This is a genomic window from Acidovorax sp. FG60 (assembly GCF_057808995.1).
Genome location: NZ_JBMDJC010000002.1, coordinates 25352 through 48048 on the forward strand (window position 1 = coordinate 25352; position 22697 = coordinate 48048).

At 63.0% G+C, this 22697-nt stretch carries 16 protein-coding genes; 5 read left to right on the forward strand and 11 right to left on the reverse strand.

What is annotated here, in order from left to right; translation table 11 throughout:
- Positions 1–11: 11 nt before the first annotated feature.
- Positions 12–2942: an EAL domain-containing protein gene (locus ACODS0_RS02975; protein ID WP_488832692.1), complete on the reverse strand. Its 2931-nt coding sequence runs from the start codon at positions 2940–2942 to the stop codon at positions 12–14.
- A 411-nt stretch (positions 2943–3353) separates the two neighbouring features.
- Between ACODS0_RS02975 and ACODS0_RS02980 the strand changes: the two genes are divergently transcribed.
- Genes ACODS0_RS02980 through ACODS0_RS02990 form a run of 3 tightly spaced genes read left to right on the forward strand, consistent with a single transcriptional unit; the run spans position 3354 to position 8166 of the window.
- Positions 3354–3881: a putative pterin-binding protein gene (locus ACODS0_RS02980; RefSeq protein ID WP_488832694.1), complete on the forward strand. Its 528-nt coding sequence runs from the start codon at positions 3354–3356 to the stop codon at positions 3879–3881.
- A gap of 36 nt (positions 3882–3917) precedes the next feature.
- The gene (locus ACODS0_RS02985) at positions 3918–6977 is read left to right on the forward strand and encodes a hybrid sensor histidine kinase/response regulator (protein ID WP_488832696.1); all 3060 of its coding nucleotides are present in this window, start codon (positions 3918–3920) and stop codon (positions 6975–6977) included.
- A complete protein-coding gene (locus ACODS0_RS02990) occupies positions 6970–8166 on the forward strand; it encodes a response regulator (RefSeq protein ID WP_488832698.1) in 1197 nt (398 codons plus the stop codon). Before ACODS0_RS02985 ends, ACODS0_RS02990 begins: the two co-directional genes overlap by 8 nt.
- Before the next feature lie 11 nt (positions 8167–8177).
- Here ACODS0_RS02990 and bioB read toward each other — a convergent pair whose 3' ends face one another.
- From bioB to scpA, 9 genes are all read right to left on the reverse strand, one after another.
- Positions 8178–9278: a biotin synthase BioB gene (gene bioB / locus ACODS0_RS02995; protein ID WP_488832700.1), complete on the reverse strand. Its 1101-nt coding sequence runs from the start codon at positions 9276–9278 to the stop codon at positions 8178–8180.
- A gap of 394 nt (positions 9279–9672) precedes the next feature.
- The gene (locus ACODS0_RS03000) at positions 9673–10149 is read right to left on the reverse strand and encodes a VOC family protein (protein WP_487255115.1); all 477 of its coding nucleotides are present in this window, start codon (positions 10147–10149) and stop codon (positions 9673–9675) included.
- Positions 10150–10234: 85 nt separating this feature from the next.
- Positions 10235–11020 (reverse strand): YdcF family protein, encoded by a 786-nt coding sequence (locus tag ACODS0_RS03005; RefSeq protein WP_488832703.1) that lies wholly within the window; start codon positions 11018–11020, stop codon positions 10235–10237.
- Positions 11021–11057: 37 nt separating this feature from the next.
- Positions 11058–13106: an acetyl-CoA carboxylase biotin carboxylase subunit gene (locus tag ACODS0_RS03010; protein WP_488832704.1), complete on the reverse strand. Its 2049-nt coding sequence runs from the start codon at positions 13104–13106 to the stop codon at positions 11058–11060.
- 23 nt (positions 13107–13129) lie between these two features.
- Positions 13130–13588: a PH domain-containing protein gene (locus ACODS0_RS03015; RefSeq protein ID WP_488832706.1), complete on the reverse strand. Its 459-nt coding sequence runs from the start codon at positions 13586–13588 to the stop codon at positions 13130–13132.
- Positions 13589–13609: 21 nt separating this feature from the next.
- Positions 13610–15142 carry an acyl-CoA carboxylase subunit beta gene (locus ACODS0_RS03020; protein ID WP_010458871.1) on the reverse strand — a complete coding sequence of 511 codons (1533 nt, stop codon included), beginning with the start codon at positions 15140–15142 and terminating at the stop codon, positions 13610–13612.
- Positions 15143–15179: 37 nt separating this feature from the next.
- Entirely contained in the window at positions 15180–16199 is a 1020-nt protein-coding gene (gene meaB / locus ACODS0_RS03025; protein WP_488832711.1) for a methylmalonyl Co-A mutase-associated GTPase MeaB, read from the reverse strand.
- Positions 16196–16666 (reverse strand): GNAT family N-acetyltransferase, encoded by a 471-nt coding sequence (locus ACODS0_RS03030; RefSeq protein WP_488832713.1) that lies wholly within the window; start codon positions 16664–16666, stop codon positions 16196–16198. Before ACODS0_RS03030 ends, meaB begins: the two co-directional genes overlap by 4 nt.
- A 17-nt stretch (positions 16667–16683) precedes the next feature.
- Positions 16684–18855, reverse strand: coding sequence for a methylmalonyl-CoA mutase (gene scpA / locus ACODS0_RS03035; protein WP_488832715.1), 2172 nt, complete (start codon positions 18853–18855; stop codon positions 16684–16686).
- A 143-nt stretch (positions 18856–18998) separates the two neighbouring features.
- Between scpA and ACODS0_RS03040 the strand changes: the two genes are divergently transcribed.
- Both ACODS0_RS03040 and ACODS0_RS03045 read left to right on the forward strand, forming a co-directional pair.
- Positions 18999–19634 (forward strand): GntR family transcriptional regulator, encoded by a 636-nt coding sequence (locus ACODS0_RS03040; RefSeq protein ID WP_488832718.1) that lies wholly within the window; start codon positions 18999–19001, stop codon positions 19632–19634.
- Between the two features lie 235 nt (positions 19635–19869).
- A complete protein-coding gene (locus tag ACODS0_RS03045) occupies positions 19870–21729 on the forward strand; it encodes an AMP-dependent synthetase/ligase (RefSeq protein WP_488832722.1) in 1860 nt (619 codons plus the stop codon).
- Between the two features lie 18 nt (positions 21730–21747).
- On the opposite strand, the gene ACODS0_RS03050 is transcribed toward ACODS0_RS03045, so the two are convergent.
- The gene (locus ACODS0_RS03050; protein ID WP_488832723.1) at positions 21748–22686 is read right to left on the reverse strand and encodes a GSU2403 family nucleotidyltransferase fold protein; all 939 of its coding nucleotides are present in this window, start codon (positions 22684–22686) and stop codon (positions 21748–21750) included.
- Between the last annotated feature and the right edge of the window lie 11 nt (positions 22687–22697).

A 22697-nucleotide genomic window follows, 5' to 3' on the forward strand; every position in this document is an offset into this window, starting at 1 on the left:
GCGCATAGAGTTCAAGCCGCACTGCCTGGCACCAAGACCAGCAATCGACCTCGTGAATGATTTTCTCCTCCGATGGAGCGGCATACAACGCGAAACGTCTCTCCCGCGAGTTGCACATCGTGGTAGCTCTGATCGGCGGCACGCCATACATGGCGCAGATCTGCCGGTAGCACGTCGTCCGCATCCTGTCCCAACAACGCGGTGGTCCTTCCAAACAGTGCTTCGGCATCTGCATTCACAAATGCCACCATGCCCTCCAGGTCCACCCCGATGACCGCGGCAGGAATATGATCCAAGACCTCCCGTGCGACGCTCAGGCTACTCTCTTCGCGGTGAATCTGCTCACGTTGATTCGTTAGCAACTGTTGCAAACGGTCATTCACTGCAGTGAGTTCATCGTTGGCTCGCAGAACTGCGCTCGCCAGCCGCCGATTCTCATCGGCCATTCCCTTTTGAGAGAACGCTTCCGCCACATGCCCGCGAAGCCGCTCGTCATCCCATGGTTTCGTGAGGAACTTGTAGATAGCGCCTTCATTGATCGCATCGGTGATGGACTGAAGCTCCGTGTAGCCAGACAGCACCATTCGTACGGTGTCTGGATACAGCTCCTTGGCCCGGCGCAGGAACTCCACCCCCGTCATACCGGGCATCCGCTGGTCCGAGACAATCACATCCACCGAGTTTTCGGCCAGCCTTTGCAAACCTTGCGCCCCGCTGTTGGCCGTCACGATGTGATAGCCATCCCGACGCAGCAATCTGCGCAACGCAGAAACGATGCTGTCTTCGTCGTCAACGAGCAACAAGGTACGTTGTTGGGCGCGGCGCAATAACAAGTGCTCAGGCAAGGCCTTGCTTTCACGCAACAGGGAACCCATGGCGTCGGCCGATAGCAGTCCGCTGAAATAGTGCCCTTGCATCTGGTCACAGCCGTTGGCGATGAGCAACGCCAGTTGCCCCTCGGTCTCAACACCTTCTGCCAACACTCTCATCTGCAGGCTGTGCGCCATGTTGATGATCGCGCGCGTGATGGACACATCTTGAGAAGCTGCCGTGACGTCGTGGACAAACGAGCGGTCTACCTTCACCACGTCAATGGGCAGTGTGCGCAGGTAGCTCAGGCTGGAATAGCCGGTGCCAAAATCATCCAGCGAAATCTCGATGCCCAGGGTCTTGAGGTCACCCAAAATCCGCGCGATGCGAGTGCTTTCCCCCATGAGCGCACCCTCGGTGATCTCCAGCCCCAGCAGCCTTGGATCAAGGCCGGTTTCGATGAGGATCTTTTCTATCTTCTGAGCCAGATCGGGTTGTTGAAGCTGGCGAGCCGACAGGTTGACGGCAACCCGGCACATGGGATGACCAGCGCGCTGCCATTCCAGCGCCTGGAGACAGGCGGTGCGCAGAACCCATTCACCGATCGGCACGATCAGGCCGGTTTCTTCAGCGGCCCGGATATAGCTGGACCGGGAAATTAATGCGCCATCGGGGGATTTCCATTCAAGGAATGCCTCGGCACCAATGATGGACCCGCTGACCAATTCGAGTTTGGGCTGAAAATGCAGTTCAAACTCGTTGCGCTCCAAAGCTCGACGCAATCCCGACTCCATGACAAGCCTGGAGATCGCCTTGGAATGCATGCCCGAACTGAAAACGCAGATTTGGTTCTTGCCCAGCTCATGGGCGCGATACATCGCCGCTTGCGCTTGCTGGAGCAGTTTTTCAGGATCATCCCCGTGCACAGGGTAAAGGGATATTCCGATATCGCAGGTCACCTTGATCTCGTTGTCGCCAATGGCAACTGGAAGGGACAGCGCATCTACCAATGAGGCGGCGGTGCCCCGTGCCATGGCTTCATCCACAGACTCTTCCCGAACCAGCACCAAGGAAAACTCGCCGCTTCCAAAGTGCGCCAGCAGATCGTCCTGGGAAACCTGGGGCTGGAGCCGTCTGCCGACCTCCATGAGCAACTGGTCCCCAGCTGCGTGACCCAGTGATTCACTGACAAGCTTGAGTCTGTCAATCTCAACGCTCAGGACCGCAATGTGCCGCCCTCCCCGCGCGGCCTCGCGCATTTTGGTATCAAGGTATTCCGTCAGCGCGTTGCGGTTCGGCAGCCCGGTGATTTCGTCGGTATTCGCGAGCTTGTCCAGTTTCTGTTCAGCCGCCCGCTGCAGGGTGATGTCCTGCAGGAGTGTGACCGTCCTGATCACCTTTCCGCCTTCATCGGCCTCGGCAAGGACCCGGTGCAGCACCGTGCGCAAGCTGCCGTCGGTGTGAACAATACGGTGCTGGAACTCACAGACGTCGTCGGGGGAAACTCCCTCGCTGATGGCCTGAACATAGGGGCGCTCTACCGGAGGTACGCGCGCCAGCAGCCAGTCTGTGCCGGGGGGCGTCTCGGTGAGCGGGATTCCCAAGATGGCATGCATGCCTGACGACAGGGTGACCGTGCCGGACACCAAGTCCACCTCCGCAGAACCAATGCGTGCAAGCTCTTCAGCATTGCGAAACAGCTGAACACGCTGCTGCGCGTACCGCGTGGCCGCCTGGATTGCACTGACGTCATGCAACGTGACCAGGTCCGCTGCTTGCGCCGACAGAAAAATGCGCACGCCCCAGACCTGGGCGCTGAACCGCTCGCCGTTCTTGCGCAGGCATTCGACCTCATAGGCTTTGCCTGGGACCCCCGCTACCCGGGCGTTCGTCTGCTCCCGCACCATGTCCCGGTGCTCGGGCACGCACAGCAGCATGGGATCCATGCCTCTGAGCATCTCTTCCCTGGAGTATCCGAAAAGCTCCAGGAGCTTGGGATTCACAAAAAGGAACCGCCCCTTCTGAATCACAAAGACGGCCGCCTGCACCTGATCTACCAACAGCCGGTAGTCGGGTTCAGAAAGTGCCATTTCCTGTTCAAACGGCCGGTCTTCAGTATCGAAACTACCCATGGTGAGATGCCTTGCCAACACGGAAATGATGCGACCACGTTATGCGATGCAGGGCTGTGCGGCGCATTGAGGACCTCTGTGGCCTCACTACCGACGGCGCTGCATTGCGCGACAGGGGGCCAACGCTTGCAGAGCTTTCGTGAGCCCATGCACCTCCCTCCCGAATGATTGGCGCAGGCTACAAACCTGCTTTGGAATATCGGACCTGCTACCCACTGTACTTATCCCCTTTGAGCTTGTCACGGCCTTGCAGCGAGTGCACAGGCAGGGTATGTCCTGCTATGCCGTGTGAGCGCAGCCCTGGTATGGGTACTCATCTGCGTCGCTGGTGCATCACAAGACCCATGCTGCTAGAAAACGATTTACATTTTGGGCAACTGTCTGCAAGACTGTTGCAAAAGGGGGAGCGTTATGCATACGAGTCTTTCAGGGGCACGCGTTGCCTTGTGGCTGGGAATCGCAGTTATCGCGGTCGCTGCGGCGACACTGCCCGAGGCCCGAGCTTTAGACAAACCCACCGGCACGGTCGTTCTGACCATCGACGGCGCGATCAGCCAGACCAACAACGGCTCGCAAGCCCAGTTCGACATGGCCATGCTGGAGAAGCTGCCCCAGCACAGCTTCTCCACCCAGACCCCCTGGTACCCCAGCGCCGTCACTTTCACTGGCCCCCTGCTGCGCGATGTGCTGGCGGCCGTGGGCGCCAAGGGCAAGAACATCACGGCGGTGGCGCTCAACGACTACAAGACGGAAATCCCCATCGACGATGCCACGCGCCACGATGTGATCGTTGCCCGGCTCATGAACAACCGCCCCATGCGTGTGCGCGAAAAGGGGCCGCTTTTCATTGTCTATCCGTTTGACACCAAGGCAGAGCTGCGCAGCGAGCTGTACTACAACCGCGCCGCCTGGCAGCTCCATATCCTGCGAATTCGCTAGTCCACCCCCTCCTCCCAACTTCCCAGGAACCACACCATGATCCGGGGCAAGCACTTTCTGCGGCTGATCATCGCGGGCCTGGTGGTGGCGTATGTGGCCATTGCCGGGGTGCAGTACCACCAATACCGCAGCGTCGAGGCGGTCATGCGCCGGGGCGACGTCAATGCCCTGTGGTCATTCCTGCAGCTCAATGTGGAGTACGAAAAACTCGACCACGCCCTGCACCAGTTCGAGCTGGACCCGCCGAGCCTGCCCATGGACCGGCTGGAGCTGCGCTATGACCTGTTCCTGAGCCGCTTCAGCGCGCTGGAGAGCGGCACCGCCCGCACGCTGATGCAGGAGGAACCGATCTACGCCACAGCCCTGGAAGCACTGCAGAAGTTTGTCGCCGCAGGGGACAACCATTTCGGGCAGAGTGTGGACGCGGCATCGAGCCAGACAAATATGCGTCTGTTGCGGGCCGAGCTGAACAAGCTGCGCGACATCGTTCAAGAGCTGTCGCTGCAGGCATCGCGCATCTCCGCCTTGCTGGGCGACCGGCGCAACGAAGAGGTCAAGCACCAGACCCTGCTGACCACCGGGCTGACCGCGTTCCAGGCCATCCTGACCTTTTTGCTGGCCATTGCCATGGCGCGCCAGTTCCTCCAGCGTGAAAAGGCCACTTCTCAGGCCCTGGAGGCCCAGGCCGAGCTGGTGGAAGCCCTCAAGCGCAACGAGGAAGCCCTGGAGGCCCGGGTAGCCCAGCGCACCACGGAGCTGCAGCGAGCCAACGCCGCGCTGCAGGAACATGAGGATGAACTGGAGGTGGCCCGCGCCAAGGCAGAGGACGCATCGCGCATGAAATCAGACTTCCTGGCCAACATGAGCCACGAGATCCGCACGCCCATGAACGCCGTGATTGGCATGAGCCACCTGGCGCTGGCCACCGAGCTGACCGCGCACCAGCGCGACTACGTCGAAAAGATACAGCGGTCGGGACAGCACCTGCTGGGCCTGATCAATGACATCCTGGATTTCAGCAAGATCGAGGCGGGCAAGCTCGAAGTCGAGGTGGTGGATTTCGACCTGCATGCCGTGCTCGACAACGTGGCCAACCTGCTGGGCGAGAAATGCGCCAGCAAAGGCCTGGAGCTGATGTTCGACGTGGACTCCCACCTGCCCGCCGACTTGCGTGGAGACCCCCTGCGGCTGGGGCAGATCCTGGTGAACTACGCCAACAATGCTGTCAAGTTCACGGACGAGGGCGAGATCATCGTGCGGGTACGCGAAGCAGCGCGGGATATCCAGGGCGTGCTGCTGCGCTTTGAAGTGCAGGACACGGGCATCGGCCTGACCGAAGAACAGCAGGCGCGCCTGTTTCGCTCGTTCGAGCAGGCCGACACCTCGACCACGCGCAAGTACGGAGGCACCGGCCTGGGCCTGGCGATTTCCAAGAAACTTGCCAGCCTGATGGGCGGCGAGGTGGGCGTGCACAGCGCGCCAGGCAAGGGCAGCACCTTCTGGTTCACAGCGCGACTGGGTTTGGGCGCGGCCGTGCAGCGGCCACTGCTGCCGGAACCCGACCTGCGTGGCCGCCGCGTGCTGGTGGTGGACGACAGCGAACAGGCCCGGCAGATCCTGGCCGAGCTGCTGTCCAGCATGAGTTTTTCGGTCACGCTGGCCAGTTCGGGGGCGCAGGCCGTGGACCTGGCACGCGCCGCGGACCTGGCAGGCAGGCCCTGCGAAATCGCCTTTCTGGACTGGAAGATGCCTGGTATGGACGGTTTTGAAACCGCCCGCCAGCTGGCCCAACTGCCCCACCCTCCGCGCCCGGTCATCGTCACCGCGCATGGGCGTGACGACGTTCTGGCCGAACTCACACGCACCGGCATCGGGCTGATGCTGACCAAGCCCGTCAACCCATCTCAGCTTTTTGATGCCGCCATGCGGGCATTGGGGGGCGCGCAGCGGGTGGACGACGGGCGGCGCCTGCCAGCCTCAGCGGCACGGGGCGCCAACCTGGCATCGATCCAGGGGGCGCGCGTGCTGCTGGTGGACGACAACGACCTGAACCAGCAGGTGGGCAGCGAACTGCTGGCCAGCGCCGGGCTGGTAGTGGATGTGGCCGACAACGGCCAGGCCGCACTCGACATGCTGGCCCGAGGCACCTATGACATCGTGCTCATGGACATGCAGATGCCGGTGATGGACGGCCTCACCGCCACGCGCCAATTGCGCCAGAACCCCGCCTGGGCGCGCCTGCCGGTGCTGGCGATGACCGCGAACGCGATGAGCGGCGACCGCGAGCAGTGCCTGGAAGCGGGCATGAACGGCCACATAGCCAAGCCCATTGACCCCGACGCGCTGTTCGCCGCCCTGCTGCAATGGATTGCACTGCCGCACACTGGGGGCGCCAGCGGTAAGACTGTTGCCCTGCAACCTGCGGTGCCTGGCGCTCCTTCCTTGGCGCCAGCGGACACCCCCGACCCGCTGACACACATCGAAGGCCTGGACACCGCCGCCGGGCTGCGGCGTGTACTCGGCAAACGTACGGCCTATGAGAGCCTGCTGCGCAAATTCGTGGCCGGACAAGGCAGCGCGGTGAAAGAAGCGCGCGCGCACCTCGCGGCCGCCCAGCCAGAGGCGGCGCAGCGCGCCATGCACACGCTCAAAGGTACCGCTGCCACCATAGGCGCGGTGGGCCTGGCCGAACTGGCAGGCGCGGCGGAGCAAGCCATTGCACACAACGCGACCGCCGACGTCCTCGAAGCCCTGCTCCCGCCCGTAGACACCGCCTGCCAGACCCTGGTGGCTGCGCTGCAGAGCGCCCTGCCCCCTGAGGCAGACACGCCCGGCACGGCGAGCGCTGCCAGAACCCCGTTGGATGGCGCGCAGGCCCGCGCATTGGTGGAACGCCTTGGCGCCCTGCTGGAAGACAGTGATTCCGACGCCATCGAATTGTTCAAGGACTCCGGCCCCAGTCTTCAGGCCCTGCTGGGCCCCGCCTACGCCGACATGAAGCGGCTGCTCGACAACTACCTCTTTGCCGATGCGCTCGACGTGCTGCGCAAGGCGGGGAACGATATGCAACACAAGGAGGATCCAGTTCATGAATAGCCCATTGGAATTGAGCGGCAAATGCACGGTGCTGGTGGTGGATGACACCCCGGGCAATCTGTCGCTGATGAGCGACCTCCTGCGCCCCGACTACAAGGTCAAGCTGGCACCCACCGGCGAACGCGCGCTGCAGATCGTGGCGGCCGAAAAGCCCGACCTGATCCTGCTCGACATCATGATGCCGGACATGGATGGCTACGAGGTGCTGCGGCGCCTGCAATTCAACCCCGAGACCGAAGACATTCCGGTGATTTTCCTCACCGCCATGAGCGCCACCGACGACGAAACGGTGGGGCTGGAGCTGGGCGCAGTGGACTACATCACCAAGCCCGTCAACCCCGCCATCACCATGGCGCGCGTGCGCAACCACCTGCAGCTCAAGCGAGCGCGGGATTTGCTCGCCCACCACAACCACTTTCTGGAGCAGGAGGTGGCCAACCGCACGCGCGCCCTGGCGGAGCTACAGGACGCCACCATCCGCGCCATGGCATCGCTGGCCGAAACGCGGGACAACGAGACCGGCAACCACATCCGCCGCACGCAGCACTATGTTGAAGCGCTGGCCCGCAAGCTGCAGGACCATCCGCGCTTTCGCGACGAACTCACGGAAGACGCCATCCAGGTGATCTTCAAGTCCGCCCCCCTGCACGACATTGGCAAGGTTGGCATCCCCGACCGCATCCTGCTCAAGCCGGGCAAGCTGACGCCTGAAGAGTTCGAGATCATGAAGACCCACACCACGCTGGGCCGGGACGCCATCGTGGCGGCAGAAACCGAAACCACACAGAACAACCCGTTTTTTCGCTACGCCAAGGAAATCGCCTACAGCCACCAGGAAAAGTGGGACGGCTCAGGCTACCCCGAAGGGCTGGTGGGCAACACCATCCCCCTGTCGGCACGGCTCATGGCGGTGGCCGATGTGTACGACGCGCTGATCTCCGAGCGCGTGTACAAGGCCGCCTTCTCCCATGAGACGGCGGTAGAAATCATCCGCGACGGCCGAGGTAGCCACTTCGACCCCGACATGGTGGACGCCTTCCTCTCGCTCTCCGAAGAGTTCCGGCGCATTGCGCAGCAGTTTGCCGACAGCGAACATGCGCTGCAGGCGCAACGCGACCGCATTGCCCAGGACCTCTCTACCGAGGGTGTGGGCATCGGCGAAGGCAGCGTCAGCAGCAGCGGCGGCTAACCACCACGCTCTCAGCAGCAGGCGCCTGCGGCGCTTTCCTCTGCCCCACTTTCAGAGGAAGTGGTGGTGCGGTGTCCGTTGAGGCCCAGCTTGGCCAGCAGTTGCACGTCAGCCTCGACATCGGGGTTGCCGGTCACCAGCAGCTTGTCGCCATAAAAGATGGAGTTGGCGCCCGCCATGAAACACAGCGCCTGCACGGCTTCGCCCATCTGCTGGCGCCCCGCGGACAGGCGCACCCGGGCCTTGGGCATGGTGATGCGGGCCACGGCGATCATGCGCACAAAATCGAACGGGTCGATGGGCTCGCTGTCAGCCAGGGGCGTGCCGGGCACGCGCACCAGGCTGTTGATGGGCACCGACTCGGGGTACGGCTGCAGGTTGGCCAGCTGGGCGATCAGGCCAGCGCGGTGCACGGGCGCCTCGCCCATGCCCACAATCCCGCCGCAGCACACGCTGATTCCCGCGCTGCGCACATGCGCCAGTGTGTCCAGCCGGTCCTGGTAGGCGCGGGTGCTCACCACATCGGTGTAGTACTCAGGGGCGGTGTCCAGGTTGTGGTTGTAATAGTCCAGCCCCGCATCCTTGAGGGCCTGCGCCTGGTGCGATTCGAGCATGCCCAGGGTGACGCAGGTCTGCAGGCCCAGGCCCTTCACGGCACCGATCAGGGCGCTGACTTTTTCGATGTCGCGGTCCTTGGGCGCGCGCCAGGCGGCGCCCATGCAAAACCGCGTGGCCCCCGCATCCTTGGCGGCCTGGGCAGCGCGCACCACTTCGTCCACCTCCATCAGCTTGTCGGCTTTCACGCCCGTATCGAACTCGGCCGCCTGCGGGCAGTAGCCACAGTTTTCGGGGCAGCCGCCGGTTTTGACGGACAGCAGCGTGGCCAGCTCGATGTCGCCTGCGGGCCAGTGCTGGCGGTGCACGGTCTGTGCTTCAAATAGCAAATCCATTAGCGGTTTGTCCAGCAGCGCCTGGATGGCTTCCACGGTCCACGGGCCTTGTGGGTTGGCAGTGGCTGGGCGCCGGTGCACCTGGACGTTTTGTACGGTGGGTGCCGGCGGCACAGGCTGGGCGGCGGGCATGGCAAGGGTCGTGGAGGACATGGCGATCAATTCCCTTCAAGGCATTTGCCCCACCGTGGCACGGAGCCACCCGAGGCTTAAGAAGTTGTTTAGCGACACCGCGCGCACGGCACACCACGGATGATTTGGCATGGCGCGCTGCGAGGTGGGCGGATTCTGGACGAGAAAACGGCACAAAAGCACGCCACAGGGTCACAAAAGATGCCAAGAAAAACGAGGCATCAACAACCGTCAAATTGTGAACTTTTTAGGAGCAGAAGACCGCAGATTGATCGAACTTGCCGGGGCTTTGGGGCAGCCAATTTCTTGGCGCCTTCAACAGCCCCGTTGTGGTGGTTATCTGCTCCCATCTGGCACTCTGTGCAGCCGAGCAGCGCCGGGAGATGGCCGACGTTGGTGCGCTTTGGAGAACGATTTTTCGCAACTATGAACCCAGTGCAGCAATCACGTCGGCCGGGGCCTGCACCAGTTCGATCAAGACGCCCTCGCCCGCAATCGGAAACTCGTCATTGCTCTTGGGGTGCAAAAACGTGATGTCGTAGCCCGCCGCGCCCTTGCGGATACCGCCGGGCGCAAAACGCACGCCCTGGGCCGTGAGCCATTCCACGGCCTTGGGCAAATCGTCGATCCACAGCCCAATGTGGTTGAGCGGCGTGGTGTGCACGGCGGGTTTTTTGTCGATGTCGAGCGGCTGCATGATGTCCACCTCGACCTTGTAGGCACCCTGCCCCATGGCCAGGATGTCTTCGTCCACGTTTTCGCGCTCGCTCTGGAAGGTGCCGGTTTGGGTGAGGCCCAGCATGTCCACCCACAGGGTTTTCATGCGCTGCTTGTCGGTGCCGCCAATGGCGACCTGCTGGATGCCCAGGACTTTGAACGGGCGACGAAGGGATGTGGTCATTGAATCTGCTCCTTAATTGATAGCTGCCTGCACTTATGAATAAAGCGCTAGAAGCCAATTTGATCTAAAAACACCTTACTCCGGACTACCCTTCACTCAGCACCCAACTGCTCAGCGTGGCGAAATATTCGCGCAGCCAGGCGTTGTAGCGCGTGGCCAGGGGCGTGGGTGCCGCTACCGGCACCATGTGGGTAAAGCCATGGCGCTGGGCAATGCGCAGAGCACGAGGCAGGTGGAAGTCGCTGGTCACCAGCGCGAGCGGGACCGTGGCGGCAACACCGCGCGCCTCCAGCAAGGGGCGACTTAACGCCAGATTCAGCTCGGTGCTGGTGCTGTCCTTCTCCAGCACCAGGCGTTCCGGCGCGATACCGTGGCGTTCTTGCAGATAGCGCGCCATCACCTCCGCCTCGGTATCTGTAGTGCCCCAAACTTGCCCACCACACACAGCGATCAGCGCCTCAGGCTGCAAGCGGGCCAGCGCGGCCGCTGTGTCCAGCCGCGCCGCAAGTGCCGGGCGGGGCTGTCCGTTCTGAATGCCCGCTCCCAGCACCACAATGGCCTGCACAGGCGGAGCCTCTGGCGGAGAAACGCCAGCACCCCGCAAGAAGAAAACCCAGAAAACCACAACGCTGAGCATCCACGCCGCCAAACCCCACCAGCCCACGCGCCACCACTGCTGACGCCGCCGGTCATGGTGCCGCCAGCGCGTGAGGGGTGCCCACCACACCGCGATGGCCAGAAACAACGCCCCCAGCGCAACGGGCAACATGGTGCCCAGGTTGAAGTGCCCCAGAACTATCAACACCGCGCCGTCCAGAAACAGCGCGCCGCCAGCCAGCGCCAGCAGCGTGCGCACAGCCACCGCTGTCATCGCAGGCTGCAGGATGGAGCGCGAGGCATAGGCAGCATCAGACGAATTCCAGAATGATCTGGTCCACCGCCAGCGAATCGCCCTTGCCCGCCGTGATCTTGCCGACCACGCCATCCTGCGCGGCAAAGAGGATGTTCTCCATCTTCATGGCCTCGATCACGGCCAGCTTCTCGCCCGCCTGCACCTTCTGCCCCGGCTGCACCGCCACGTCGACCAACAGGCCGGGCATGGGCGAGAGCAGGAACTTGGACAAGTCCGGCGGTGCCTTGAAGGGCATGAGCTTGTGCAGGCGCGCGCCCAGCGGCGACAGCACCAGCGCATCGATCTGCGTACCGTTGTGCGCAATGCGCAGCGCCAGCGGGTTCTTGCCCACGCCGCGCTCCACCTGGGCCGTAAAGCCCTGGCCGTTGCAGGCGCCCTGCACGCGAATCTGGCCCAGCGTGGCGTTGCTACTGATCTGATAGCTGGTACCGCCCACCAATACTGCGCTGGAGCCCGATTTGTCTTCAAAGTCGGACACCGTCACCTCATGGTGCTGGTTCTGCCCTTCGGCGCCCAGCGTGACCACCACAAACTGCTCGCCCACCTTCACCTCGTGCCCGGCCAGCTGGCCACTGATGCCCGAGGCGCGGGCGCGGTAGCGGCGGTGCATGAACGCGGCCAGTGCCACCAGGAACAGCGGGTCAGCGTGCGGCACGTCTTCGGCGTGGAAGCCCTTGCCGTAGTTCTCGGCGATGAAGCCGGTGTTGAAGTCGCCCGTCACGAATTTGGGGTGCGCCAGCAGCGCGGCCTGGAAGGGGATGTTGCTGCTGATGCCGCGAATCACAAAGCCGTTCAGCGCCGCGCGCATCTTGGCAATCGCATCATTGCGGTCCGTGCCGTGCACGATGAGCTTGGCAATCATCGAGTCGTAGTACATGGGGATCTCGCCGCCCTCATACACGCCCGTGTCCACCCGCACGCCCAGTTTTTTGGTCGTATCGGACTGGAACATCGACTCCTCCGGCGGCTGAAAGCGCACCAGGCGGCCGGTGGACGGCAGGAAGTTGCGGAACGGGTCTTCGGCGTTGATGCGGCACTCAATGGCCCAGCCGTCGCGCTTCACATCGGCTTGGCTCAAAGGCAGCTTCTCGCCCGCCGCCACGCGGATCATCAGCTCTACCAAGTCCAGGCCGGTGATGCATTCCGTCACCGGGTGCTCCACCTGCAGGCGGGTGTTCATTTCGAGGAAGTAGAAGTCCTGGTCCTTGCCGACCACGAACTCCACCGTGCCCGCGCTCTGGTACTTGACGGCCTTGGCCAGCTGCACGGCCTGCTCGCCCATGGCCTTGCGGGTGGCGTCGCTGATGAAAGGCGATGGCGCCTCTTCGATCACCTTCTGGTGGCGGCGCTGGATGGAGCACTCGCGCTCGTTCAGATAAATCACGTTGCCGTGGCTGTCGCCCAGCACCTGGATCTCGATGTGGCGCGGCTCCTGCACAAACTTCTCGATGAAGATGCGGTCGTCGCCAAAGCTGTTGCGGGCCTCATTCTGGCAGCTGGCAAAGCCTTCAAACGCTTCCTTGTCGTTGAACGCCACGCGCAAGCCCTTGCCACCGCCCCCGGCCGAGGCCTTGATCATCACGGGGTAGCCAATGCCCTTGGCAATCTCCACCGCCTGCTCAGGGCCAGCGATGGCGTCGTTGTAGCCCGGGATGGTGTTGACCTTGGCCTCGTTGGCCAGCTTCTTGGACGCGATCTTGTCTCCCATGGCCGCAATCGAATGCGCCTTGGGGCCGATGAAGGCAATGCCCTCGTCTTCGCAGCGCTTGGCAAAGGCCTCGTTTTCGGAGAGGAAGCCATAGCCCGGATGCACGGCCTGCGCGCCAGTCTGCTTGCAGGCAGCGATGATTTTGTCGGCCAGCAGGTACGACTCGCGCGAGGGCGCGGCGCCAATGTGCACGGCCTCGTCGGCCAGCTTGACGTGCCGGGCTTCCTTGTCGGCGTCGGAATAGACGGCGACGGTGGCGATGCCCATTTTCTTGGCCGTTGCAATCACTCGGCAGGCGATTTCGCCACGGTTGGCGATCAGGATTTTGGTGAACATAACAAGTTCCTCAAAAGGAAATTTCAAAAACCAGTAACTAAGACGGAAGGACAGCGCTGGCGCAAAGCGTCAATGAAGCGCTGCTTCTCACGCGGCGATACCAAAATGCTTCGGTCTGCCCCATAGCGAATGCTCAAGCGGTCGAGCGACAGCGCAGGCGACGAAATCCAACTGTGCGATGGCGAGACCTCGCGTACATCGCCCAGCACAATGCGCCAGCGAAACGGACCACTGCGAATCAGCAGATCGTCCGCCGTGAGTGTGTAGTTGGTGTCCAGTACCAACCACAGCGGCAGCAGCAGCAGCGTAAGGGCCACGATGACCGCCAACAGCGCAAGCATCGGTGGCGTGCTACCAGAGTTCAGCACGAACGGCCCCGCAAGCCCTGCTACTGCGGTTGCTGCCGTCAATGCCGCGAGCGGGCCGATGGCAACAAGCCATGAGTCCACTCTGGATGGGAAGAACGCGCGGATCTGTGCCATTGCCTGCTGCCAATGCCCTGCTTACAGCGGAATGTTCCCGTGCTTGCGCCAGGGGTTTTCCAGCTTCTTGTCGCGCAGCATGACCAAGCTGCGGCAGATGCGCTTGCGCGTCTCATGCGGCAGGATCACGTCGTCGATAAAGCCGCGAGCACCGGCCACAAACGGGTTGGCAAATCGCTGCTTGTATTCGGCCTCCCGGGCGGCCAGCTTCACGGGGTCGTTCTTGTCTTCGCGGAAGATGATCTCCACCGCGCCCTTGGCGCCCATCACCGCAATCTCGGCGTTGGGCCAGGCCAGGTTCACGTCGCCGCGCAAGTGCTTGGAGCTCATCACGTCGTACGCGCCGCCGTAGGCCTTGCGGGTGATGACGGTGATCTTGGGTACCGTGCACTCGGCATAGGCGTACAGCAGCTTGGCGCCGTGCTTGATGATGCCGCCGTACTCCTGGCTGGTGCCGGGCATGAAGCCGGGCACGTCCACAAACGTGACGACCGGGATGTTGAACGCATCGCAGAAGCGCACAAAACGCGCGGCCTTGATGGAACTCTTGATGTCCAGGCAGCCCGCCAGCACCAGCGGCTGGTTGGCCACGATGCCCACGGTCTGGCCTTCCATGCGGGCAAAGCCGATGAGGATGTTCTTGGCGTACTCGGGCTGTAGCTCGAAGAAGTCCCCGTCGTCCACGGTCTTGAGGATCAGCTCCTTCATGTCGTAGGGCTTGTTGGGGTTCTCGGGCACCAGGGTGTCCAGGCTCCGGTCCATGCGGTCGGCCGGGTCGTTGCTGGGGCGCACCGGGGCCTTTTCGCGGTTGTTGAGCGGCAGGTAGTTGTACAGGCGGCGCAGCATCATCAGCGCCTCCACATCGTTCTCAAACGCCATGTCGGCCACACCGCTCTTGGTGGTGTGCGTCACGGCACCGCCCAGTTCCTCGGCCGTCACTTCCTCGTGCGTCACGGTCTTCACCACTTCGGGGCCGGTCACGAACATGTACGAGCTGTCCTTCACCATGAAGATGAAGTCCGTCATGGCGGGCGAGTACACGGCGCCACCGGCGCTCGGGCCCATGATCATGCTGATCTGCGGAATCACGCCGCTGGCCAGCACGTTTTTCTGGAACACGTCGGCATAGCCACCGAGGGACGCGACGCCTTCCTGGATGCGCGCGCCGCCCGAGTCGTTGAGGCCGATGACGGGTGCGCCAACCTTCATGGCCTGGTCCATCACCTTGCAGATCTTCTCGGCGTGGGTTTCGCTGAGTGCACCGCCGAACACGGTGAAGTCCTGGCTGAAAACGAACACCAGGCGGCCATTGATCATGCCGTAGCCCGTCACCACACCGTCGCCGGGGATCTTGTTGTCCTCCATGCCAAAGTCGGTGCAGCGGTGCTCGACAAACATGTCCCATTCTTCGAACGTGCCGTCGTCCAGCAGCAGCTCGATGCGCTCGCGCGCCGTGAGCTTGCCCTTGGCGTGCTGCGCATCGATGCGCTTTTGCCCGCCGCCCAGGCGTGCCAGCGCACGCTTTTTCTCCAGTTGATCCAGGATGTCTTGCATGGTCGTCCTTTGATGAATTCGGTGGTTGGTCTACTACTTATTTGATAGCTGCTTGCGCTTGATGGGTGTGCGCCAGCAGCAGATTTCTTGCTGCAGTCGATGCCGCGATGCGCCCGGCTGCCACATCGGCCTGCATCTGGGGCAGCAGCTCCTTGACCTGTGGATGCTGGCGAAACGCGAGCTTGAGGCCCGCGTCGATGCGCTCCCACATCCACGCCAGTGCCTGCTTCTCGCGCCGCGTGGCCAGGCGGCCGTTGGCGGTTTGCAGCTGGCGGAACTGCGTGACGGCAGCCCAGAAGCTGTCCACGCCCTGCCCCAGCAGCGCGCTGATCTGCACGACTTTTGGGTGCCACAGGGTTTCGTCGTGGTGTGCGTTCTCGGGGTTGCCGTGTTGGCTCAAGAGGCGCAGGCTCGATGTGATCTGCGCCTCGGCCCTCGTGGCAGCGTTCTTGTCGATGTCGGCCTTGTTGATGACCACCAGGTCGGCAATCTCCATCACGCCCTTCTTGATGGCCTGCAGATCGTCGCCCGCGTTGGGCAGCTGCATGAGCACAAACATGTCCGTCATGCCTGCCACCGCAATCTCGCTCTGGCCCACGCCCACGGTCTCGACGATGACCACGTCGTAACCCGCCGCCTCGCAGACCAGCATGGCTTCGCGGGTCTTCTCTGCGACTCCGCCCAGGGTGCCGCTCGACGGGCTGGGGCGGATGTAGGCCTTTTCGTGCACCGACAGGTGTTCCATGCGCGTCTTGTCGCCCAGGATGGATCCGCCCGAGACGGTGCTGGAGGGGTCGATGGTGAGCACGGCCACGCGGTGGCCCTGGCCGATCAGGTACAGGCCCAGGGCTTCGATGAAGGTGGACTTGCCCACGCCGGGTACACCGCTGATGCCGAGGCGGAAGGACTTTCCGGTGTGGGGGAGCAGTTGGGTGAGCAGCTCATCGGCCTGCGCGCGATGGTCTGCGCGTGTCGATTCGAGCAGGGTGATGGCTTTGGACATGGCGCGGCGTTGAAGGGGGCCGGGTTGGCCCACGACTCCTTGGTAGAGGTTCATGGTGCAACCTCCGCCGTGCGTGCATCGAACTCCGGGCTCCACCGGTACTCCAGGTCGAACTCCTGCTCTTCCACCAGCCGGAAGCCATGGCGCAGGTAAAAGCGGTTGGCGTCGCTGCCGCGCAGCGCACCCAGCGTGATGTCCTGACCCGCAGCCCGACCCTGTGCCTTGACCCATTCCAGCGCCCAGGCCCCCACACCGCGCCCCTGAGAAGCCGGGTGGATGTAGAGGTGATGCAAGCGCAGGCTGTTTGATCCTGCGTGCGGAATGAGCGTGAGGTAGCCCACACGCTCGCCGTTGGTGAGGATGTGCCGCATGCACGCAGGCTCGAACGCGCTGCGCAGGCGCTCCCGCACGCGCACCGGGTCAAAACGGCCCAGGCGCTCCAGGCTTTCGCGCAGGGCTTCGGCGCGAAGATCGGCCATGGGCTCGAAGTCCCCGGCGGCGACGCTGCCCAAGCTCAACATGGACGACTCCACCAAACTCACGCAGCCACAGCCTTGCGAATCTGTTCCAGCACATCCTTGGCGCTGGCCGGAATCGGTGTTCCAGGGCCGTAGATGCCCTTCACGCCCGCTTCGTACAGGTGCTCATAGTCCTGCGCCGGGATCACCCCGCCCACAAACACGATGATGTCGTCCGCACCCTGGTCCTTGAGCGACTGGATGATGGCGGGCACCAGCGTCTTGTGGCCTGCGGCCAGCGTGCTCACGCCCACGGCGTGCACGTCGTTTTCAATCGCCTGGCGCGCGCACTCCTCGGGGGTCTGGAACAGCGGGCCCATGTCCACGTCAAAGCCCAGGTCGGCAAACGCGGTGGCCACCACCTTGGCGCCCCGGTCGTGCCCATCCTGGCCCAGCTTGGCAATCATCACCCGCGGGCGGCGGCCCTGTTCTTCGGCAAAGGCGTTGATTTCGGTCTTGAGTTTGTCCCAGCCTTCGGCCGAGTCATAGGCTGCTGCGTACACACCGGTCACCTTTTGTGTATCGGCGCGATGGCGCCCAAAAACCTTCTCCAGAGCGTCCGACACCTCGCCCACCGTGGCGCGCAGGCGCACGGCTTTGATCGACAGGTCCAGCAGGTTGCCTTCGCCGCTTTCTGCTGCAGAAGTGAGAGCATCCAAGGCTTGCTGGACGAGCGCAGAGTCGCGTTTTTCTCGAATATTCTTGAGGCGCTCAATCTGGCCGTCGCGCACCTTCACGTTGTCGATCTGCAGGATATCGACCGGGTCTTCCTTGGCCAGTTTGTATTTGTTGACGCCGACGATCACATCCTTGCCGCTGTCGATGCGCGCCTGCTTTTCAGCCGCGGCGGCCTCGATCTTGAGCTTGGCCCAGCCGCTGTCCACGGCCTGGGTCATGCCGCCCATGGCCTCGACCTCTTCGATGATCTTCCAGGCCGCGTCGGCCATGTCCTGGGTCAGCTTTTCCATCATGTAGCTGCCAGCCCAGGGGTCGATCACGTTGGTGATGTGGGTCTCTTCCTGAATGATGAGCTGCGTGTTGCGCGCAATGCGGGCGCTGAACTCGGTGGGCAACGCAATGGCTTCGTCAAAGCTGTTGGTGTGCAGGCTCTGCGTGCCACCAAACACTGCGGCCATGGCTTCGATGGTGGTGCGCACCACGTTGTTGTAGGGGTCCTGTTCGGTCAGGCTCCAGCCCGACGTCTGGCAGTGCGTGCGCAGCATCAGGCTCTTGGGGTTCTTGGCGCCCGTGGCTTTCATGATGCGGCACCACAGCAGGCGCGCGGCGCGCATCTTGGCGACTTCGAGGTAAAAGTTCATGCCAATCGCCCAGAAGAAGCTCAGGCGCCCGGCGAATTCGTCCACGTCCATGCCCTTGGCGATGGCGGTCTTCACATACTCCTTGCCGTCGGCCAGGGTGAAGGCCAGTTCCAGCGCCTGGTTGGCCCCGGCTTCCTGCATGTGGTAGCCGCTGATCGAGATCGAGTTGAACTTCGGCATGTTCTTGGCCGTGTACTCGATGATGTCGCCAATGATCTTCATCGACGGCTTGGGCGGGTAGATGTAGGTGTTGCGCACCATGAACTCTTTCAGAATGTCGTTCTGAATGGTTCCGGAGAGCTTGTCTTGCGAGACGCCCTGCTCTTCTGCCGCCACCACATAGCCCGCCAGCACGGGCAGCACCGCGCCGTTCATGGTCATCGACACGGACACCTTGTCGAGCGGGATCTGGTCGAACAGGATCTTCATGTCCTCGACCGAGTCGATCGCCACCCCGGCCTTGCCCACATCGCCCGTCACGCGGGGGTGGTCGCTGTCGTAACCCCGGTGGGTGGCCAGGTCGAACGCCACACTCACGCCCTGCCCGCCTGCGGCCAGCGCCTTGCGGTAGAAGGCGTTGGATTCTTCGGCGGTAGAGAAACCAGCGTACTGGCGGATCGTCCAGGGCCGCACGGCATACATGGTGGCCTGGGGGCCGCGCAGGTAGGGCTCAAAACCCGGAAGCGTATTGGCGTACGGCAGGCTGGCCGTGTCTTCGGCGGTGTACAGCGGCTTGACGGTGATGCCATCGGGCGTGACCCAGTTGAGGGCGCTGACATCGCCCCCCGGCGCCGACTTGGCTGCGGCCTTGGCCCAGGCTTCCAGCGAAGACGCGGCGAACTCTGGGGCGTTGTTGGTGGGGTTGTCACTCATGGCAAAAGCTACTCCGAAGATGGCGTTGGGGCGTCCAACACAGCGCACAGGCGGCGACCGCACAGGTGCAGTGGTGTGGCGGCGAGTTTACATCATTCATAATTATTGATTCAAAATATTCCGCCCAGCTTACAATCCACCCCATGTCTGCCCTCACCCTCACTCCCCGTGCGCTCTACGAAGAAGTGGCCGAGCAATTGCGCCAGCGCATCTTCCGGCGCGAATTGGAGCCGGGCAGCTGGATTGACGAACTTAAGATTGCCGAGGAATTCGGCATCAGCCGCACGCCCCTGCGCGAGGCGTTGAAGGTACTGGCCGCTGAAGGCCTGGTCACGATGAAGGTGCGCCGTGGCGCCTATGTGACCGAAATGAGCGAAAAAGACCTGCGCGACGTGTACCACCTGCTCAGCCTGCTGGAGAGCGATGCGGCAGGCGTGGTGGCCACCACCGCCACGCCGGCTCAGCTGCAAACATTGCAAGACCTGCATGCCGAGCTGGAGGCAGCCGCCAATGAGCGTGAGCGCTTTTTTGCAGTCAACGAGCGCTTTCACATGTTGCTGCTGGAGCTGGCCGACAACCGATGGCGCAGCCAGATGGTGGCCGACTTGCGCAAGGTGATGAAGCTCAACCGCCACAACTCGCTGCTCAAGCAGGGGCGGATTGAGGATTCGCTGAAAGAGCACCGCGCCATCCTCGGCGCGATGATGGCGCGCGATGCCAAGGCGACGGTGAAGGCGATGCAGGCGCATTTTGCGCAGGGGCTGGAAGCGGCGACCTAAGAGACGACCTGCGGCAATACGGCCTGCGAGCGATTCACCAGCGAGTGCATCTGGTCTGTTCGGGCTTTCGCCGCGCTATTGCAGCGCATCATCATTTCGTAAATCGGAATGCACCATTTGCAACACAACAGCGTGTTGCAGCGCCAGATCCCGCTGGTTCGCTCGCTATCATTCCCCGGGTTTACACCAAGGCCACGGCGCATCCCGCGCCTGACGACTTCCCCGCAGAGCCTGCATGACCCCCTCCCCCGCCGATATCGCCAGCGTCTGCACGCTGCCCCAGCTTCTCGCCTACCGCGCTGCGCGCACCCCCAACTCCGAGGCGTACCGAGCCTTCGACACCAGCTCCCAAGCCTGGACGAGCTTGACCTGGGCTGAGACAGCCCAACGCGTGGGCACATGGGCCCAGGCCCTGGCGGCCATGCAACTGCCCGCAGCGGCGCGCATCGCCATCCTGCTGCCCAACGGCCTGAACGCGATGTGCGCGGACCAGGCAACCTTGGCCACCGGCTCCGTTCCCGTGCCGCTGCATGCCATCGACAACCCCGGCAGCATTGCCTACATCCTGGCCGACTGCGAGGCGTCGATGCTCGTTGTGAGCCACGTGGAGCAGTGGGAAAAAATTCAGGCCGTCGGCACGCCATTTCCGGCCCTGCGTGCAGTGGTCATCACAGATGACGGCGCCTCGCTCACCGCAATACCAGCGTCTGGGGACGGCCCTGCGGTCGGTTCACTGGTGCAATGGCTGGCCGGTGCAGCACATGCGGGCAGCGCAACCGTTCCCAAAGCCCCGGAGGCAGACGACCTGGCGGCCATCGTCTACACCTCTGGCACCACCGGCAAGCCTAAGGGCGTGATGCTGACGCACCACAACGTGGTCAGCGACGTGAAGGCGGTGCTGGAGCGCATTGCGCCCACGGTGGAGGACGTATTCCTGTCGTTCCTGCCGCTGTCGCACACCTTCGAGCGCACGGGCGGGTACTACCTGCCGATTGCGGCGGGCAGCTGCGTGGCCTATGCGCGCTCGGTGCCCCAACTGGCCGAAGACCTGAAGACGGTACGCCCCACGGTGCTGGTGTCGGTGCCGCGCATCTACGAGCGCATCCACGCCAAGCTGCTCGAAAAGTTGTCACCCACGCCCTGGAAGATGCAGCTGTATGAAGCCGCGCAGAACAAGGGCTGGGCGCGGTTTTGCGCCGCCCAAGGCTTGCCCACGCCGACTCCCGACGCCAGCAGCCAGGCCGCAGGCTGGATGGCTGTCCTGCCCTGGCCGGTGCTGGAGGCCCTGGTGGCCAAGCCGCTACTGGCCCAATTTGGCGGCCGCGTGCGCGTGGCGGTAAGCGGCGGCGCACCGCTGTCGCCCACCATTGCGAAGTGTTTTCTGGGCCTGGGGCTGCCGCTGATCCAGGGCTACGGCATGACCGAGACCGCACCGGTGGTGTCGGTCAACGCACTGGACGACAACGACCCCGCCTGCGTAGGCAAGGCATTACCCGGTGTGGAAGTGCGCATTGGCGAGAACCGCGAGCTGCAAGTGCGCGGCCCCATCGTGATGAAGGGCTATTGGAAGCGCCCGGAAGACACGGCCAAGATCCTGGGCGCAGACGGCTGGCTGGGCACGGGCGACCAGGCCGAGATCGTGAACGACCGCATCTATATAAAAGGCCGCATCAAGGAAATCATCGTCACCTCCACCGGCGAAAAGATCCCGCCGGGCGACCTGGAGCTGGCCTTGCTGGCCGACCCTTTGTTGGAGCAGGCCTTTGTAGTGGGCGAAAACCGCCCCTTCATCGCCTGCGTGGCCGTGCTCAAGCGCGATGAATGGCAGCGGCTGGCGGGCGATCTGGGTCTTTCGGCCCAAGACGCCGACAGCCTGAACCACCCCAGCGTGCACCGCGCCGTGCTGGCCCGCATCGAAAAGAACACCGCCAGCTTTGCCCGATACGCCGTGCCGCGTGCGGTGCACCTGACGCTGAAGCCCTGGACCATTGAAAACACCTTCATGACGCCCACGCTCAAGCTCAAGCGCAACAACCTGATGGCGCACTTTGCCGAGGCGATTGAGGGGATGTACCAGAAGCCTGGCGGACGCTAACCCCTCGGAAGTTCACAGTCAGGACACCAGCATTCCTTGGTCGAGCAGACCTCGAACGATGTCGGCCTGGCGGCGGTCCCGGTTGCGCTTGAGTGGTTCACGCGCGGGGGCTTTTTCTGCCATCCAACGCTTGAATTTCACGAAGGTTGCCGGAGCGATGGTGCGCATCATCGCCATGTGTCCGGTGGCCGATGCCACAACGTGCTCGAAGCGCGGCGCGGTGGTCAGTACCGAAGCGCGGACGGCCTGCACAGGCCACAGATCATCCTCGTCGGAAGAGAAGCGGAAGGGGTGCGGATCGTCGCCCTCGGCCATCCTGCGCAGGAAGTCCACCTCAAAGCCTTTGGCGTTGATGGCAGTCTCGTTTTGACCTTCCTTGCGCTGGAAGGTGGAGTCTGCGCGTTGCAGCACCTGAAGCATCGACACGTCCGAACGCTCCATCTCGGTGATGAACCGCACCCTGCGGCGGGCATCCCACAGCAGATCCACATCCTGCGTAGCCAATGCGCCTTGCACGATGCGCACACCCGCTGCGCTTTCGTACGCATACAGCGAATGCGTCCCAACCACGGTGAAGTGCTCCGCTAGGCCCGCGTCTTCGAGCGCCTGCAGAATGTCGATCACCATCGCAGGGGTACGGCCGACTTTCAAGGCCTTGTTCAGCCGCTGAGCGTCAGTGAGCGCAGCGCGCAGAGTCTTGAGGCGGTCCTCCACGGCTGTCTTGCAACTTGTGAACTCTTTGTAGACCCACTCCGTTTGTTCATTGCGCGGTCCGATGCGCTCCTGGCTGTTGTCGCGCTGGGTCTTTACAAGATATTCGTAGGGGCCTTGTGCCTTCCAGTACATGCCGCCCGCATATTGCGATGCCTGTTTGCGGGTGCGCTGGTACTCCTCGAAGATGGTGATCGAGTCGATGAACTGCCGCGCAGCACTGTCCGGAAGGGGAAGATAGTCCATTGGCCGTATAA

Bases quoted from the DNA above. Each gene is read 5' to 3' on its own strand.
- ACODS0_RS03040 (WP_488832718.1), top strand. From the start codon at position 18,999: ATGTCTGCCCTCACCCTCACTCCCCGTGCGCTCTACGAAGAAGTGGCC.
- ACODS0_RS03030 (WP_488832713.1), bottom strand. From the start codon at position 16,666: ATGTTGAGCTTGGGCAGCGTCGCCGCCGGGGACTTCGAGCCCATGGCC.
- ACODS0_RS02990 (WP_488832698.1), top strand. From the start codon at position 6,970: ATGAATAGCCCATTGGAATTGAGCGGCAAATGCACGGTGCTGGTGGTG.
- ACODS0_RS02975 (WP_488832692.1), bottom strand. From the start codon at position 2,942: ATGGGTAGTTTCGATACTGAAGACCGGCCGTTTGAACAGGAAATGGCA.
- ACODS0_RS02985 (WP_488832696.1), top strand. From the start codon at position 3,918: ATGATCCGGGGCAAGCACTTTCTGCGGCTGATCATCGCGGGCCTGGTG.
- ACODS0_RS03000 (WP_487255115.1), bottom strand. From the start codon at position 10,149: ATGACCACATCCCTTCGTCGCCCGTTCAAAGTCCTGGGCATCCAGCAG.
- ACODS0_RS03050 (WP_488832723.1), bottom strand. From the start codon at position 22,686: ATGGACTATCTTCCCCTTCCGGACAGTGCTGCGCGGCAGTTCATCGAC.
- ACODS0_RS03010 (WP_488832704.1), bottom strand. From the start codon at position 13,106: ATGTTCACCAAAATCCTGATCGCCAACCGTGGCGAAATCGCCTGCCGA.
- ACODS0_RS03045 (WP_488832722.1), top strand. From the start codon at position 19,870: ATGACCCCCTCCCCCGCCGATATCGCCAGCGTCTGCACGCTGCCCCAG.
- scpA (WP_488832715.1), bottom strand. From the start codon at position 18,855: ATGAGTGACAACCCCACCAACAACGCCCCAGAGTTCGCCGCGTCTTCG.
- ACODS0_RS03005 (WP_488832703.1), bottom strand. From the start codon at position 11,020: ATGACAGCGGTGGCTGTGCGCACGCTGCTGGCGCTGGCTGGCGGCGCG.
- ACODS0_RS03015 (WP_488832706.1), bottom strand. From the start codon at position 13,588: ATGGCACAGATCCGCGCGTTCTTCCCATCCAGAGTGGACTCATGGCTT.
- meaB (WP_488832711.1), bottom strand. From the start codon at position 16,199: ATGAACCTCTACCAAGGAGTCGTGGGCCAACCCGGCCCCCTTCAACGC.
- ACODS0_RS02980 (WP_488832694.1), top strand. From the start codon at position 3,354: ATGCATACGAGTCTTTCAGGGGCACGCGTTGCCTTGTGGCTGGGAATC.
- ACODS0_RS03020 (WP_010458871.1), bottom strand. From the start codon at position 15,142: ATGCAAGACATCCTGGATCAACTGGAGAAAAAGCGTGCGCTGGCACGC.